18 protein-coding genes are annotated in these 14,575 nt (G+C 40.4%); 15 read left to right on the plus strand and 3 right to left on the minus strand.

Annotated features, from left to right (window positions below; all coding sequences use genetic code 11):
* Nucleotides 1-58 precede the first annotated feature (58 nt).
* Nucleotides 59-868, plus strand: coding sequence for a Wzz/FepE/Etk N-terminal domain-containing protein (locus tag ONZ52_RS19540; RefSeq protein WP_265220334.1), 810 nt, complete (start codon nt 59-61; stop codon nt 866-868).
* 55 nt (nt 869-923) lie between these two features.
* A complete protein-coding gene (locus ONZ52_RS25490; protein WP_428981195.1) occupies nt 924-1,007 on the plus strand; it encodes a hypothetical protein in 84 nt (27 codons plus the stop codon).
* A gap of 160 nt (nt 1,008-1,167) precedes the next feature.
* Here the strand turns inward: ONZ52_RS25490 and ONZ52_RS19545 are convergent, their stop codons facing one another.
* The 3 genes from ONZ52_RS19545 to ONZ52_RS19550 all read right to left on the minus strand — a co-directional run bounded on the left by ONZ52_RS19545 (nt 1,168) and on the right by ONZ52_RS19550 (nt 3,194).
* Nucleotides 1,168-1,617, minus strand: a complete 450-nt coding sequence (locus ONZ52_RS19545; protein ID WP_265220335.1) for a type II toxin-antitoxin system HicB family antitoxin — start codon at nt 1,615-1,617, stop codon at nt 1,168-1,170.
* 127 nt (nt 1,618-1,744) lie between these two features.
* Nucleotides 1,745-1,858, minus strand: coding sequence for a hypothetical protein (locus ONZ52_RS24895; RefSeq protein WP_321160381.1), 114 nt, complete (start codon nt 1,856-1,858; stop codon nt 1,745-1,747).
* Nucleotides 1,818-3,194 carry an MBL fold metallo-hydrolase gene (locus ONZ52_RS19550; protein WP_321160382.1) on the minus strand — a complete coding sequence of 459 codons (1,377 nt, stop codon included), beginning with the start codon at nt 3,192-3,194 and terminating at the stop codon, nt 1,818-1,820. The genes ONZ52_RS24895 and ONZ52_RS19550 overlap by 41 nt, the downstream gene beginning before the upstream one ends.
* A gap of 355 nt (nt 3,195-3,549) precedes the next feature.
* Between ONZ52_RS19550 and ONZ52_RS19555 the strand changes: the two genes are divergently transcribed.
* The 13 genes from ONZ52_RS19555 to ONZ52_RS19610 all read left to right on the plus strand — a co-directional run bounded on the left by ONZ52_RS19555 (nt 3,550) and on the right by ONZ52_RS19610 (nt 14,572).
* Nucleotides 3,550-4,269 carry an HI0074 family nucleotidyltransferase substrate-binding subunit gene (locus ONZ52_RS19555; RefSeq protein WP_265220336.1) on the plus strand — a complete coding sequence of 240 codons (720 nt, stop codon included), beginning with the start codon at nt 3,550-3,552 and terminating at the stop codon, nt 4,267-4,269.
* Nucleotides 4,270-4,573: 304 nt separating this feature from the next.
* Nucleotides 4,574-4,864, plus strand: a complete 291-nt coding sequence (locus tag ONZ52_RS19560; RefSeq protein WP_265220337.1) for a nucleotidyltransferase family protein — start codon at nt 4,574-4,576, stop codon at nt 4,862-4,864.
* Between the two features lie 197 nt (nt 4,865-5,061).
* On the plus strand, nt 5,062-5,196 hold the full coding sequence (locus ONZ52_RS25495; protein WP_409419874.1) for a HepT-like ribonuclease domain-containing protein: 135 nt from the start codon (nt 5,062-5,064) through the stop codon (nt 5,194-5,196).
* Nucleotides 5,197-5,536: 340 nt separating this feature from the next.
* On the plus strand, nt 5,537-5,815 hold the full coding sequence (locus ONZ52_RS19565; protein ID WP_265220338.1) for a MarR family EPS-associated transcriptional regulator: 279 nt from the start codon (nt 5,537-5,539) through the stop codon (nt 5,813-5,815).
* A gap of 289 nt (nt 5,816-6,104) precedes the next feature.
* On the plus strand, nt 6,105-7,190 hold the full coding sequence (rfbB, locus tag ONZ52_RS19570; protein ID WP_265220339.1) for a dTDP-glucose 4,6-dehydratase: 1,086 nt from the start codon (nt 6,105-6,107) through the stop codon (nt 7,188-7,190).
* Nucleotides 7,187-8,068 (plus strand): glucose-1-phosphate thymidylyltransferase RfbA, encoded by an 882-nt coding sequence (gene rfbA / locus ONZ52_RS19575; protein WP_265220340.1) that lies wholly within the window; start codon nt 7,187-7,189, stop codon nt 8,066-8,068. Before rfbB ends, rfbA begins: the two co-directional genes overlap by 4 nt.
* Entirely contained in the window at nt 8,065-8,295 is a 231-nt protein-coding gene (locus ONZ52_RS19580) for a WxcM-like domain-containing protein (RefSeq protein WP_265220341.1), read from the plus strand. Before rfbA ends, ONZ52_RS19580 begins: the two co-directional genes overlap by 4 nt.
* Nucleotides 8,296-8,526: 231 nt before the next feature.
* Nucleotides 8,527-9,642, plus strand: a complete 1,116-nt coding sequence (gene wecB / locus ONZ52_RS19585) for a non-hydrolyzing UDP-N-acetylglucosamine 2-epimerase (RefSeq protein WP_265220342.1) — start codon at nt 8,527-8,529, stop codon at nt 9,640-9,642.
* 171 nt (nt 9,643-9,813) lie between these two features.
* Nucleotides 9,814-11,082: a UDP-N-acetyl-D-mannosamine dehydrogenase gene (gene wecC, locus ONZ52_RS19590; protein ID WP_265220343.1), complete on the plus strand. Its 1,269-nt coding sequence runs from the start codon at nt 9,814-9,816 to the stop codon at nt 11,080-11,082.
* 5 nt (nt 11,083-11,087) lie between these two features.
* Complete coding sequence (locus ONZ52_RS19595) at nt 11,088-11,981, plus strand: hypothetical protein (protein WP_265220344.1); 894 nt, start codon at nt 11,088-11,090, stop codon at nt 11,979-11,981.
* 525 nt (nt 11,982-12,506) lie between these two features.
* On the plus strand, nt 12,507-13,517 hold the full coding sequence (locus ONZ52_RS19600) for an O-antigen ligase family protein (RefSeq protein ID WP_265220345.1): 1,011 nt from the start codon (nt 12,507-12,509) through the stop codon (nt 13,515-13,517).
* A complete protein-coding gene (locus tag ONZ52_RS19605; RefSeq protein ID WP_265220346.1) occupies nt 13,489-13,659 on the plus strand; it encodes a hypothetical protein in 171 nt (56 codons plus the stop codon). The genes ONZ52_RS19600 and ONZ52_RS19605 overlap by 29 nt, the downstream gene beginning before the upstream one ends.
* A gap of 556 nt (nt 13,660-14,215) precedes the next feature.
* The gene (locus tag ONZ52_RS19610) at nt 14,216-14,572 is read left to right on the plus strand and encodes a glycosyltransferase (protein ID WP_321160394.1); all 357 of its coding nucleotides are present in this window, start codon (nt 14,216-14,218) and stop codon (nt 14,570-14,572) included.
* The last annotated feature ends 3 nt before the right edge of the window (nt 14,573-14,575 follow it).

Consider the following 14,575-nt stretch of genomic DNA (forward strand, 5'->3'; position numbering starts at 1 on the left):
TCCCTATAAACCAGCCCTTTTTCTATGCAGTGCACACTATATAAAGTGAAGAATGACAATGAACGATAATTACAACTTTCCTTCCCAGCCGTATCCGCACCATGATGACGAGATAGACCTGAAAGAACTGTTTCTCGCCCTATGGCGAGGCAAATGGATCATTATACTCATCACCTTTGTGTTTGCCGTCGGTGGCGTGTTATACGCGTTATCCCAACCCAATACCTACAAAGCGGAAGCGGTATTGGCTTCAGCAAATGATAACCAATCGGGTGGTTTGGCTGGTATGGCGGCGCAATTTGGCGGTCTCGCTTCTCTCGCGGGCATCAACCTAGGCGGTGGTGGTACAGACAGCAAAGCCATGGCGCTCGCAGTATTGCAGTCGCGTCAATTCATTAACGCTTTTATCAACAAATACGACTTACTTGTACCGCTCATGGCCGGTGAAAAATGGAGTGAGTCTACTGATACTCTGGTACTGGACCCTGAAATATACGACCCTGAAACGAAAACTTGGCTGCGTGAAGTTGAGCCTGGAAAATCGCCAATACCAACCGATTGGGAAGCTTACAAAGAGTTCAAAAAACTGATCGCCGTATCCGAAAGCAAAGACAACGGCCTAGTGACCCTGTCTATCACGCACTTGTCCCCCACCATAGCCAAACAATGGGTAGACTGGCTAGTGACAGATCTAAACGCCTGGGTGAAAAAAGAATCGCTAGACGAAACCCGTCGCAATATTGGCTACCTAGAAGAGCAAATTAAAAAAACCAGCATATCAGACATGCAATCTGTCTTTTATCAACTGATAGAAGAGCAAACCAAAAACCTTATGTTGGCACAAGTACAAGACGAGATTCGCCTTTAAAACCATAGACCCAGCCGTTGTCCCTGAAGAAAAAGCCGGCCCCAAACGCGCCCTCATCTGCGTACTCGCCGTATTACTCGGCGGCATGCTCGGCATGGCAATCGTACTCATACGCTACGCCTTCGCCAAAAAAGACTAATTTTTATGTAGGTCGGCCTTTAGGCCGACAAAAAAGGATCACATCGAACCAACGCTCTTGTCGCGCTAAAGCACGACCTACAAAAAAACATAGCACCATCGTCACAATCCAACACCGGATAACGGTCGAGCCTCCCTCATCCGGTCTACGAAAACACACGTTACTTCATCTGCATATAACGATCGGCGGCTTTTGCTAAAAAATCAGACCGGTCTTTAAATGCATGATGAAAGCCGACATAGGCATCAACTCGTGCTAAAAGTGGTTCAGATAAGGTGATGTTGACACGTTTTTGTTTACCTTTTAAACCTTCGACAGGCACTTCAATGGCTAACCATTCGGTAAACGCAGGGTACTTAGCACGATAATCAACAAACCCAGTATTTAATGTTGATAGCATATGTCCATTAGCGATGACCTCTTCGGCCATTAAAAGAATCACTTCTTTGGCACGATACAACACTTCGCCTTGCTCATCGGCGGCAGAAACGCAACCATATCCTAATTCTTCAAACACCGGAACAATAATACCCCACGCCGTGTTGTTGTCCTGTGGGCGTTCTATACCAACCATAAATAACATAATCACCTCGTTTACCGTGCCTGACAAACACACATCCATTGTCTTTGAGCTGTTTAAAAAGATCCTTTGAGTTCATGTTTACATCCTTATACCGAACTGGTTTTCCTTGGATCAGGATAAACTATACACACGCGTAAGTATGATTCGAGTTTTTCTACGGCACGATGACGTCACATGTCGGGTGTGCCTGTTCAATCAGGCCTTTCAATGTCTGCTTGGCGCGATCGTCACCATGCACCAAATGCACTTTTCCGGGTCGCACTCGCATGCCTTTTATAAAATTTTAATAAATCCCCTTGCCCCGCGTGGGCGGAATAACCGCTGATTTGTTGTACCTTGGCTTTGATGGGATATCGCTCGCCATCGAACATCACATAGCCATTGGGTTGATCGTGATAACGCAAAATATCTCGTCCTGGTGTGCCCGCAGCCTGATAACCCACAAACAGCACGTCGTTACGTTCATCGCCTAATAACGCCTTCAAATAATTCACGATACGTCCACCGGCGCACATGCCCGATGCGGCAATCACAATGGCAGGACGGGTTTGACGTTGCAGGTAAGACACGGTTTGCAGATGAGTGTCATGATCGTCTATCGTCGTCACTTGTTCAAAACTCAACGGATGCCGCCCCGCCTTCACACGGCGTTTCGCTTCGGCATCCCAGTAGGGTTCAAGGGATCGATAAACACGGGTAAAACGGCTAGCAAGCGGGGAGTCGATAATAATATCCATGTCTTCCCAACGAAGAGGCACACCAGAACGCGTTTGGCTCACGGCTTTTTGCTTGTTCTGATGAATAATATGCTCTAACTCATAAAGCAATTCCTGGGTGCGGCCAATACTAAACGCGGGAATCAATACCGTGCCCGAATCCCTCAAGGCGTGCTCTAAGCTTTGCTGCAAACGCTGACGTCGCGTGGCACGATTCTCATGATTTTTATCGCCATAGGTACTTTCTAAAATCAACTGATCCGCCCGATAAGGCGACTGCGGTGCCGGCAACAAAGGCGAATAGGGCGCGCCCAAATCCCCCGAAAACACCACATCATGATATTTTTTGTAGGTCGCTCCTTCAGGCCGACAGATCGCATCACCCTTAACCCGAAACGTCACATACGCCGAGCCTAAAATATGCCCCGCACGACACAAACGTACCTGCACACTAGACGCTTCCGTTGCCAGCGGAATACTCGTCCATTGCTTGTATCCCAACGGTACCAACTGCGAAGCCAAACGATCTAAACACGCCTCAATAATACTGGCATTGCGTGTAACACCGACTTTAAGCGCATCTTCAATCACCAAGGGCAACAACGCCGCGCTCGGCTTCGAACAATAAATTGGCCCATCAAACCCCGCGGCCAGCAAATAGGGCAACCGACCCACATGATCGATGTGCACATGGGTCACCACCAAAGCCCGCACCGTCGACACATCAAACTCGATCTCCAAGCGATTCGAATCCGCCCCAGCCCCAGACGTCTCCGCCCCCTGAAACAAACCGCAATCTACCAGAACCGAGTTATCACCATCCACACACAACTCATGACAAGACCCAGTTACACCGTTTACCGCACCGTGGTGCTGAATATCCAACATACAAATCCCTCTGCAACAGACAAAAAATAACCTTACCCCACAACAACACCCAACGACAACCGCCGCCCCGATCTTTCCGGCGAAGGCGGGGAGGGTAAGATCGGCACCCCAGCTCTGCTCCTCCCCCTTGTGTCTTTAAGGGGGAGGTCGGGAGGGGGTTACAAGACCAACACCCCAGCTCTGCTCCTCCCCCTTGTGTCTTTTTTAAGGGGGAGGCCGGGGAGGGGGTTACAAGACCAACACTTCACCCTAAGCCTTGGAAGAGACAAGGGAAACGCATAACGTCACGAATGGTCAACTGTACTGCATTTTGTTAGTATGATGTTTGTCGTTTTAGTGTATTTGGAATGAACATATGAACTATCATGAATCACGCTGGAAGCAACGATTTCAAAACTTTTCCAGAAGTTTTATGTTGCTAAAAACCACTACTGAACTGGAAAAACTATCCGTTATTGAACGAGCAGGAATGATTCAGTTTTTCGAAATATCCTTTGAGCTTGCTTGGAAAGTGCTGAAAGACTATCAAGAAGAAGAAGGCTTTTCGATAAGCAGCCCACGTGACGCAATAAAAACCGCGTTTCAATATCAGCTGATTGGAAACGGCAAAGAATGGCTAGAAGCCTTGAGCGATAGAAACTTAACAGTGCACACTTATCAAGAGGAAACAGCTCAACTCGTCGAGCTAAAAAATAAAGTCGACTTATTACCCGATCTTAAAGGATTTTCATCGAAACTTTACTCAGAGACTAACCAAATGATGGAAGCCGACTTTGGGTTAACCTCAGCAGAGCTTGAAGAGCTAAATAGCATCATTCAAAGCTTTCATGAGATTGAATCTGTAATGATTTTTGGGTCAAGAGCCAAAGGTACCTACAAGCCAGGTTCTGACGTAGACATGGTTATCTCTGGAGATAAACTAGATCATTCAGTGGTTACACGGTTATCTAACCTGCTCAATGAAGAAACCACCTTTCCCTATTTCTTTGATATCTTAGATTTAAACACCATAAAATCCGAAGAAATGCTGGCACACATAGCACAACATGGACGAAAAATTGAACTCAACAAATGAGTCAATGCATAAACCAACCAATCTCATGATCCACACCAACCCACCCATATGTCAGATAAGACGAGGCACGAGGCGTAATCTGACATTCATAACCAACATCATCAAACGGCACATTACACTTCGAACCAGATAAAGGCCATGTCTTCCTCATCCGGCCGACAAAAACGCTCATTTTACAAACAATCTTTAAACGCATTATTTGCATAATCCCTTACCTTAAATTGCCATCATTCGCTTATTGAACAATCCGTATAAATTCGTCAAAATCTTTGAGACACGTGCAGATCAATTAGGTGGCATAAACATGTTATTACAGACATTAAATGCAAAAAAAGATGCGATTAACGCTCTGGCTCACCAATACGGCGCTAGCCATGTGCGGGTGTTTGGATCTGTTGCGCGCGGTGAAGACACCGAAGACAGTGATGTGGATTTTCTGGTTGAATTCCCTGAAGGGTACGATTTATTCAAACAGCGAATGAAATTTAAGCAGTCACTGGAAGCCCTGTTAGGTCGGAAAGTCGACCTCATTCCGGAGCATGAACTGAATAAATATATTCGTAATACTGTAATGCATGAGTCAATAGAGCTATGAGCAAAGCATGGCAACCCTATGCGCATCATATTTTGGACAGTATGACTAAAATCCGGCGCATCATGGTACGTGGTGACATAGCCGAAGATGATATTCTCTATGATGCGGCGGTCAGAAACCTCCAGACAATGTCGGAAGCTACGCAGAGGCTACCGGAAGAGTTGAAGTCTGCTTACCCGGATATACCCTAGACAGAAATCAGTGGCTTCAGAAATATATTGGTGCACAACTATCTGGGAGATATAGATCCCGTAACAATTAAATCTGTTATTGAAGAGCATTTATATCCCTTAGAGCTGGTTATGCATAAAATGCTTGACGGTAGCGCTTAGAAAGCAAAAGGATCATAACGTCGTACTCATTATGCCCTACAAAACACAATACAAACCATCATCGCCCAGCTCACCGCACAACCAAAACCTAAAACGGATTTCGTTTCTATCTATATAACCAAAAACGTTTAAAAAACGCCCACTTTACAAACATTTTTCAAACACATTCTTTGCATAATTACCCTTCTTGAATTATCATCGTTCACCAATTGAACATGGTCAAATAAACAGCGATCAATATCAAACGAGGCAAACGCATGGAAAGCTTACTTACACCACAATACACCACTTCTTTCCGTGCCTATTTTTCCTTTTTAACACGCATCGCCAGGGTGCAAACATGCTAACGGATGAATACCGCTACAAAATTCTAAAAGAACTGCAACAAGACCCAGACCTCAGCCAGCGTGAGCTCGCCAAACGACTGGGCATAAGCCTAGGCAAAGCCAACTTTTGCCTGAAGGCCCTAATTGAAAAAGGCTCAATAAAAGCAGACAACTTTAAAAACAGCGCCAACAAAACCGGTTACTTATACCTACTTACCCCAAAAGGCATAGAAGAAAAAGTCACCCTTACACAGCGTTTTTTACAGAGAAAATCGCCGAATACGAAGCCCTAGAACAAGAAATAGAACAACTGCGCCAAGAAGTAAAAACATAACGCGTTACTTGTAGGCCGGCCTTTAGACCGACAAAAGACGTGCCACGACAGATCACTGCATCATGTAGGTCGCGCCTTTAGGCCGACAAAAGACGTATCGCGATGAATGACGATCTATAAGAACCGTAGGTCAGATGAGATGAGGAACGAAGCGTGATCTGACAGTTGCAGATAAACTAAGCAACGAACTGTTTTAATTGATAATAAATTGACAATAAACAAGATTTAAAAATTATGGAAACGGCTGAATGAAAATTCTAGTAACTGGCGGTGCGGGTTTTATTGGTTCTGCAGTGATCCGCCATATTATCCAAAACACCCAAGACAGTGTGGTGAATGTCGATAAGCTTACCTACGCGGGGAATCTTGAAAGCCTTGCGAATGTTGATCATTCAGATCGTTACGCTTTTGAGCAGGTTGATATTTGCGATAGGGCAGCGTTAGACCGTGTTTTTGCTACCTATCAGCCCGATGCCGTAATGCATTTAGCCGCCGAAAGTCACGTTGATCGCTCGATTACTGGCCCTGCAGATTTCATTCAAACCAATATTGTGGGGACATATACATTATTGGAAGCGGCTCGCGAATATTGGAGTACTTTAGGGAAAGATCGTAAAACCGCTTTTCGCTTTCATCACATTTCCACAGACGAGGTGTATGGTGACTTGCCGCATCCTGATGAAATGACTGGTGCGCTATCATTATTTACTGAAAGCACGCCTTATGCGCCAAGTAGCCCTTATTCTGCAAGCAAAGCATCAAGCGATCATTTAGTTCGCGCTTGGTTAAGAACGTATGGTTTTCCAACGATGGTGACAAATTGCTCCAATAATTATGGTCCCTATCATTTTCCTGAAAAGCTGATCCCATTAGTTATTCTAAATGCACTAGAAGGTAAGGCTCTGCCTGTTTACGGAAAAGGCGATCAAATACGTGATTGGCTGTACGTAGAAGACCATGCCAGAGCCTTGTATAAAGTGGTGACAGAAGGAAAAGTAGGCGAAACCTACAATATTGGCGGCCATAACGAAAAGCAAAACATTGACGTGGTGAAAACCATTTGTGAGATCTTGGACGAACTTCGCCCTAAAGAGGCTAAATACGCGGAACAAATTACTTTTGTGACTGATCGGCCAGGACATGATCGCCGTTATGCGATAGACGCGTCTAAGATGAGTCGAGAGTTGAATTGGCATCCACAAGAAACCTTTGAAACAGGTCTTCGAAAAACAGTTGAATGGTATTTAGCTAATCAAGATTGGTGTCATAACGTACAGGATGGTTCTTATCAGCGAGAACGTTTAGGTACCCTAGAGCCGGAGTTGCAACAATGAAAGGGATCATTTTAGCGGGAGGCTCAGGTACGCGGCTTTATCCTATTACTATTGGGGTATCTAAACAGCTGCTTCCTATTTATGACAAGCCAATGATTTACTATCCTCTTTCTGTGCTTATGCTGGCGGGTATTCGAGAAATACTGATCATCACTACAGCAGAAGACCAAGCTAGCTTTCAGCGTCTTTTAGGTGATGGCTCAAAATTTGGCATTGAATTAAGTTATGTGGTGCAGCCGAGTCCTGACGGGCTTGCTCAAGCTTTTATTCTAGGCGAAGGCTTTATTGGCAGCGATGATGTATGTTTGGTCTTGGGGGATAATATTTTCTACGGTCAAGGATTTACGCCTAAACTAAGGCAAGCCGTAGAAAACGCGAAAAATGGTCAAGGTGCGACGGTCTTTGGCTATCAGGTAAAAGACCCTGAGCGTTTTGGTGTTGTGGAGTTTGATGCAAATAAAAAAGCTATTTCGATAGAAGAGAAACCCGTTAAACCGAAGTCCAATTTCGCTGTGACGGGCTTGTACTTTTACGATAACTCCGTTGTTCAGTTAGCCAAACAAGTGCAGCCATCTGAGCGTGGTGAGCTGGAAATTACTTGTCTTAATGAAATGTACCTTAAACAAAACAAGCTGAATGTCGAAATGCTAGGTCGTGGCTTTGCTTGGTTAGACACAGGCACCCACGAAAGCTTATTAGAAGCCGCACAATTTGTCGAAACCATAGAAAAGCGCCAAGGCTATAAAATCGCTTGTTTAGAAGAAATTGCATTTAATCACGGTTGGTTGACAAAAGAAGAACTTAAAATGCTGGCTAAGCCGCTACAAAAAAACAGCTATGGTCAGTATCTATTAGATCTTATAGAAGGTGTGGCATGAGTTTAAGTGAGCACAACGTTCTCGGTGATCATCGTGGGAAATGGGTTGCAATAGAATCCAATAAAAACGCTCCTTTTGAAGCAAAAGGTGTGTTTTATATTTATGGAACACAACCAGATGTGCCAAGAGGAAATCACTCTTACTACAAAACTAAACAGTACTTCTTTTTGTACCTATTTTCTTTTTTAACACGCATCGCCAAGGTGCAAAAATATGCTAACGGATGAATACCGCTACAAAATTCTAAAAGAATTGCAACAAGACCCTGATCTAAGCCATGCATTTATGTAGGTCGTGCCTTTAGGCCGACAAAAGATGTATCGCGATAAAGACGCCTATAAAAACCGTAGGTCAGATTAGACGAGGAACGAGGCGTGATCTGACGGTAAATAAAGGCCATAAATTATTATTCAGCCAAAATTGAAGACTATCAAAAATAGCGAGATTTATAATCAACAATGAAAATTCTAACCGTATTTGGTACGCGCCCTGAAGCCATAAAAATGGCCCCTTTGGTTCATACTTTAGCAAATGATGAACGATTTGAATCCAAAGTGTGTGTCACCGCTCAGCATCGTGAAATGCTAGACCAGGTATTAGAACTATTTAAAATCACGCCAGATTATGACTTAAACCTGATGAAAGCGGGGCAGACGCTGCCAGAAGTAACCAGCCGTATTTTGTTGGAACTCACACCCGTTTTAAAAGAGTTTAAACCAGACGTAGTGTTGGTTCATGGCGATACAGCAACGACTTTTGCGACAAGCTTAGCGGCGTATTACGAGCAAATAGCCGTTGGTCATGTTGAAGCAGGGTTACGCACAGGCAATATTTATTCACCTTGGCCTGAAGAAGGCAACCGTAAACTAACGGGAGCTTTAACAAAATACCATTTCGCACCGACAGAAAATTCCAAGCAAAATCTGCTGAATGAAAACATCAGCAGTTCAAATATCCACGTAACGGGCAATACAGTAATAGATGCCTTATTACTGGTAAAAGCTCAAATTGAATCTGACACAGTGTTAACCGATTCTCTGTCAGCTCAATTCCCCATGTTAGACAGCAGCAAAAAGCTGATACTAGTGACAGGTCATAGACGTGAAAGCTTTGGCGGTGGTTTTGAGCGCATTTGTGAAGCATTGGCGCAAACCGCAAAAGCGCACCCAGATGTCCAAATACTCTACCCAGTACACTTAAACCCGAATGTACAAGAACCAGTAAATCGCATTTTAAGTGACGTAGATAACGTGTATTTGATTGAGCCACAGCAATACTTACCCTTTGTGTATTTAATGAACCGCTCGCACATTATTTTAACGGACTCAGGTGGTATACAAGAAGAAGCGCCAAGTTTAGGCAAGCCTGTTTTAGTGATGCGAGATACAACAGAGCGCCCTGAGGCGGTAGACGCTGGTACGGTGAAACTGGTTGGAACCGATGTGGTAAAAATCACCACGGCACTGAATAAGCTACTAACGGACGAAATTGCATACAGTGAAATGAGCCGTGCTCATAACCCTTATGGTGATGGCAAAGCATGCCAACGAATTTGTGAAATTTTAGCAGTCTAATGTAAATATTTATAATCTGTAGGTCGTGCCTTCAGGCCGACAATAGTCAGATTAACAGTAATGTAGGTCGTGCCTTTAGGCCGACAATGGTCAGGTTAACAGTAATGTAGGTCGTGCCTTTAGGCCGACAATTACTACAGCAACAACAAATTTTAAAAATGAAGGAATATCATGTCTTTTAATACGATTTCTGTGATTGGTTTAGGGTATATAGGCCTACCAACCGCGGCTATGTTTGCCTCTAGAAAGAAAAAGGTGATTGGTGTCGATGTCAATCAACGGGCAGTAGACACCATCAACCGTGGAGAGATTCACATTGTGGAGCCTGATTTAGACATGATAGTTCATGCTGCCGTCACAGAAGGCTATTTAAAAGCCGTATTAACGCCGGAGCCGGCGGATGCTTTTTTAATTGCGGTTCCGACACCTTTTTTGCCAGTTCAAATGGAAGGGGATATTCCTCAGCCTGATTTAAAGTACATAGAAGCGGCAGCAAACGCGATTGCACCCATGTTAAAAAAAGGTGACTTGGTTATTCTGGAATCAACGTCACCTGTGGGCGCAACGGAACAAATGGCAGAGTGGCTTGCTGCAGCGCGCCCAGATTTAACTTTCCCGCAAGCGGCGGGAGACAATGCCGATGTCAATGTGGCCCATTGCCCTGAACGTGTTTTGCCTGGTCATGTGGTACGTGAATTGGTTGAGAATGATCGCGTAATAGGCGGCATGACGGCGAAATGCTCTGCTCGCGCTGTTGAGTTATATAAAACCTTTGTTCAAGGTGAGTGCGTTATTACCAATGCTCGTACTGCAGAAATGGCAAAACTAACGGAAAACTCATGCCGTGACGTGCAAATTGCCTTTGCCAATGAGTTGTCTATTATTTGTGACAAGCTTGATATCGACGTATGGGAGCTAATATCACTCGCGAACCGTCATCCACGTATCAATATTCTACAACCAGGTCCTGGTGTTGGCGGACACTGCATTGCGGTTGACCCTTGGTTCATCGTTAGTAAAACACCAAATGAAGCCAAACTGATTCATACAGCACGTAAAGTAAACGATGCCAAACCTGAATGGGTAATTAATAAAGTTAAGATTGCGATTGCAGACTTTCTACAAGCGAATCCAGAGAAAACAGCGAAAGACGTTACCATTGCTTGTTATGGCTTAGCTTTTAAGCCTGATATTGATGATCTACGCGAAAGCCCAGCACTGAATATCACGAAAAAAATTGCAGAAATGCATGCGGGAAAAGTGATTGCGGTAGAGCCAAATATAAAAGAGCTTCCTGTTGTTAATACAGCGCTTCGGCTTGTGAGCTTTGAAGAAGCGGAAAAAATGGCGGATGTTCATTTGTTGCTGGTGGATCATAAAGAATTTAAGAAAGAGTCTTTTGGAGGTAACTGCCTTATTGATACAAAAGGTATTTGGTGATTAATATGCTGAATGTATATTCGCTATTTATAGCTTCATTTCAAGGAGGACTTAGACTTTTTCTAATATATATAGCAGGTTATCTTGTTCTTTCTAATCAAGCTAGCTTCGTTTCAGAGTTAGCTTTGTTTTTTTCATTGTCAATTTTTTTTATAGTTTCTCAAGGAACACATCTTATAAAATTGAATGGTATTCAAGAATATAGTGAATTATTAGTTTATCGATTTTATGTGCTTTTGTTGACCTCTATATTGTATTTTCCATTGGTCCTCTTTCTTTGGTGGTTAGGTTTGATAAGTGAGCCTTTCTGGTTTTATTTTTCTTCTGTTTTGTTTTCTATAAATCAACTGCAAAGAAGTTTAATGCTAAGTCAACGAAACTTTAAAATGGTAGTTTTTTGGGATATTGTTTTCTCCGTTCAAATTGTATTTTTTATATTTATTTTTTTTAATGAATTTAATGGTTTTTATTTTTTTGTTTTTTTGTTTTTTATTATATATGTATTTTGTTTTTTATTTAATGGTGTGTGTTTTTTTAGAAAAGACTTGAAATGGGTTGTTAGAGAAATTAAAGAAGCTTTTTATAACGGTGCGTCTAATTTTTGCTCTGGTGGGATTTTGTTGCTATTGCCTTTTATGATGGAGAAAATTAATCCTGACTTTGTTATAATTACTGCGAAATATGTTTCTTGGCTTGGTTTGGGTATGCTTTTACCTAGAATGCTGCTGATTAGAGTGCTACCAGACTTTTCGGAGGTTGTTGGGAAAGGAGCAGGTGTAAAAAAATTTATAGAGGATTTAAATAGTAAAAACTATAAATTTTTATGCTGTGGTATATTTATTTCTGTGGTTATGATTTTTTTGATTCTTTATTTTTTGAAAGTAATGTTAATTTTTTGATATTACTCTGTGTTTCTTTCTATATTTATTTTTCACAAATATCCTTGTTTGATTGTAATTATCTCATTTTTGTGTCTAGGACAAAATATCTCTTAAAGATGAATTTTTTAATTTTTTTGGTATTTTTGTTTGTTTTTTTATCTCTATTAAGTTTTTTAATGAATATTCATTGTCGATTGTTATGATTATGCTTCCAATAATTACAGCTATACGTTACATAAAAATTAGAAAAAAGGTGCTTTTTTATGTTACTTGATCGTCTTCATGTTCATAGATTGTGCGTTTTTTTGTTGCCATGTCTTATTTTGATTCCTTATGGTGGAGAAGGCGCATATAAAGCATCAAATTTTATTATAATGATGTTTCTTATGTTTGTGTTTATGATTGCATTTTTTTCTGTTAAAGAAAAAAATAAAATCTTACTATTGTTTTTTTATTTTATTATCATCTGTTTTGATGTTTTTTCAGCTTGTTTCAGATTTATTTGTTCCAATTTTTACGGATATAGTATTGTATGAGAGTGACTTGAGTGAGTTAAGTCGAAGTTATTCATTTATTATGCCTTTTTTGATCTTGATGTTACTGAAGACAAGCTCAAAATTGAGCGAGCGAGATTTTTTTCAGTTATTATTGTTTGCTTTGCTGATTTTGTCTGTTGCTAATTTTCTACTTTCGATTTTGCCTAAGCTAACTTTTTACACTGATAATTTAGTTGTTTTATATGGTGAAGGCAAGGTTTACAATGAGGGTTATGCTAGATATAGAGCTTTCGGTATTATTGGTCAACCAGGTAAGGCAGGTATTTTTTCAGTTATATCTACGATGATAGCATTATTGCATTTAAGAATTTATTCAAATAATAAAATTATAGTTTATGTGATTGTATTTTTTTCACTTATTTCTGCAAGTTTAACCTTGTCAAGGACTGCTTTAATATTGATTTTGTCTGTAATAATATTCTTTGGTAGTGGTTTTAAACTGAAGTTGTTTTTATATGCAATGATTTTTTTTGTTTTTTCATATGTTTTATTTTTAGAGCCTGAGTATTTTAAGATGTTGTCTAGAGGATTTGATCTTGAATCAGGTAATTACTCTACAGCAAGCCATCGTTTAGTATCAAAGCTATGGGCGCTTGATACGATATCAGATCATTGGATTACTGTGTTGTTTGGTGTTGGGGATAGTAAAGAGTATATGTCACAATTTTCGCACCCTTATGCATTTGATCTATCTCTGAGGACACCAGATTCGACACAGACCGTATGGATGCTAAGGTATGGTCTATTGGGAATGCTAGTAGCTTATGCTCCTATAATATATATATTTAGTTTAAATTTTAAAAGCATATGGAGTGATTTTTCTTTTAGAAATATGTCAATTAAGCTCTTCCCGATTGGCATTGTTATATTGCTATCTTTAGTCGATCCAATGTTTCATGATGCTAAAATTAATATTTTAAATTCAATTTTATTTATGTATGTTTTCCAATTAATTTTAAGAGAAAAATATGAAAAAAGTATTGGCTGTCGGACCTGATATAGATTTGGTTGGGGGAATATCAAATTTCATGAAGTCCTATCTTGAAAGTATGAGTGGCAATCAATCTTATCAGGTTGATTACTTTGATACCTATAAAGTTAAAAGTCGTAAAATCCAAAAAAATCTTCTTTCTCATTAAAGGAAATTAAAGCAAGCTTTCTTGTTTTTTGGTCTTTTTTTAAAGTTCTGGCATCTCAAAATTTTGATTATGTGCTTTTAAATTCAAGTAGTTACTGGGGGTTTTGGGAAAAAACAGCGCTATTAATTATAGTGCGTTTTTTTTCAAAAAGTCATATTGTTTTTTTAGTACACGGAGGAGAATTTAAAACTTTTTATGAGAAAAGCTCTGTTAAATTTTTAATAAAGCTTTCGTTGAATTTTTGCCAAAATGTTTGTTTTGTTTCAAGGGAGAGTTTTTGTTTTTTTGACAGTATTTTAAAGACAAACTGTAGGTATTTTATATTGCCAGTTCAGCCTCCAATTTCTCTCGACGAAAGTATTGATGAATATTTTCTTAATATAAGAGAGAAATATAAATGGGTTTTTCTCTCTATATCTGTTTTAGAAGATCGTAAGCGTGTTCAAGATGTTATTGATTTCTTTATTGAGCAGTCTAATGATGATTCATGTTTATTGGTTTGTGGTGATGGTATTGAGAAAGAAATTATTAAAGAGAAATGTTGCAGTAAAAAAATATATTCTTTATTGGTGCTGTTAAGGGTAATAAAAAATCAAGTGTTTTTAATATGTCAGATTTTTTTGTTTCTTTTTCGAAAGAAGAAAGTTTTGGTATTACTACAATCGAAGCAATGTTATCTAAAGTTCTAGTTTTTAGTACTCCTGTTGGAATTCTTAATGATATTGGCATTGATGGGGTTAACTATATAAGGCTAGATGATAAAAGGGTTAATAATATATTCGATTGTGGTTTTATCAATGAGATTAGTATGGTGTATGATGAGATTGTTGGTAGTGCATACAATATTGCTAGTGACTTTTTATGGGAAAAAAATATAAAAAAAATAAATGAAATTTTTTTCGAGTATAAATGATTT

Origin of the sequence: Marinomonas rhodophyticola (assembly GCF_026113935.1) — a bacterium.
GTDB classification, from domain to species: Bacteria; Pseudomonadota; Gammaproteobacteria; order Pseudomonadales; family Marinomonadaceae; genus Marinomonas; species Marinomonas rhodophyticola.

Excerpts from the sequence above, each read along its gene's own strand:
- ONZ52_RS19540 (WP_265220334.1), top strand. The coding sequence starts at position 59 with ATGAACGATAATTACAACTTTCCTTCCCAGCCGTATCCGCACCATGAT.
- ONZ52_RS24895 (WP_321160381.1), bottom strand. The coding sequence starts at position 1,858 with ATGCGAGTGCGACCCGGAAAAGTGCATTTGGTGCATGGTGACGATCGC.
- ONZ52_RS19605 (WP_265220346.1), top strand. The coding sequence starts at position 13,489 with ATGAAAAAAGTATTGGCTGTCGGACCTGATATAGATTTGGTTGGGGGA.
- ONZ52_RS19565 (WP_265220338.1), top strand. The coding sequence starts at position 5,537 with ATGCTAACGGATGAATACCGCTACAAAATTCTAAAAGAACTGCAACAA.
- wecC (WP_265220343.1), top strand. The coding sequence starts at position 9,814 with ATGTCTTTTAATACGATTTCTGTGATTGGTTTAGGGTATATAGGCCTA.
- ONZ52_RS19560 (WP_265220337.1), top strand. The coding sequence starts at position 4,574 with ATGTTATTACAGACATTAAATGCAAAAAAAGATGCGATTAACGCTCTG.
- ONZ52_RS19595 (WP_265220344.1), top strand. The coding sequence starts at position 11,088 with ATGCTGAATGTATATTCGCTATTTATAGCTTCATTTCAAGGAGGACTT.
- ONZ52_RS19580 (WP_265220341.1), top strand. The coding sequence starts at position 8,065 with ATGAGTTTAAGTGAGCACAACGTTCTCGGTGATCATCGTGGGAAATGG.
- rfbA (WP_265220340.1), top strand. The coding sequence starts at position 7,187 with ATGAAAGGGATCATTTTAGCGGGAGGCTCAGGTACGCGGCTTTATCCT.
- ONZ52_RS19555 (WP_265220336.1), top strand. The coding sequence starts at position 3,550 with ATGAACTATCATGAATCACGCTGGAAGCAACGATTTCAAAACTTTTCC.
- wecB (WP_265220342.1), top strand. The coding sequence starts at position 8,527 with ATGAAAATTCTAACCGTATTTGGTACGCGCCCTGAAGCCATAAAAATG.
- rfbB (WP_265220339.1), top strand. The coding sequence starts at position 6,105 with ATGAAAATTCTAGTAACTGGCGGTGCGGGTTTTATTGGTTCTGCAGTG.
- ONZ52_RS19550 (WP_321160382.1), bottom strand. The coding sequence starts at position 3,194 with ATGTTGGATATTCAGCACCACGGTGCGGTAAACGGTGTAACTGGGTCT.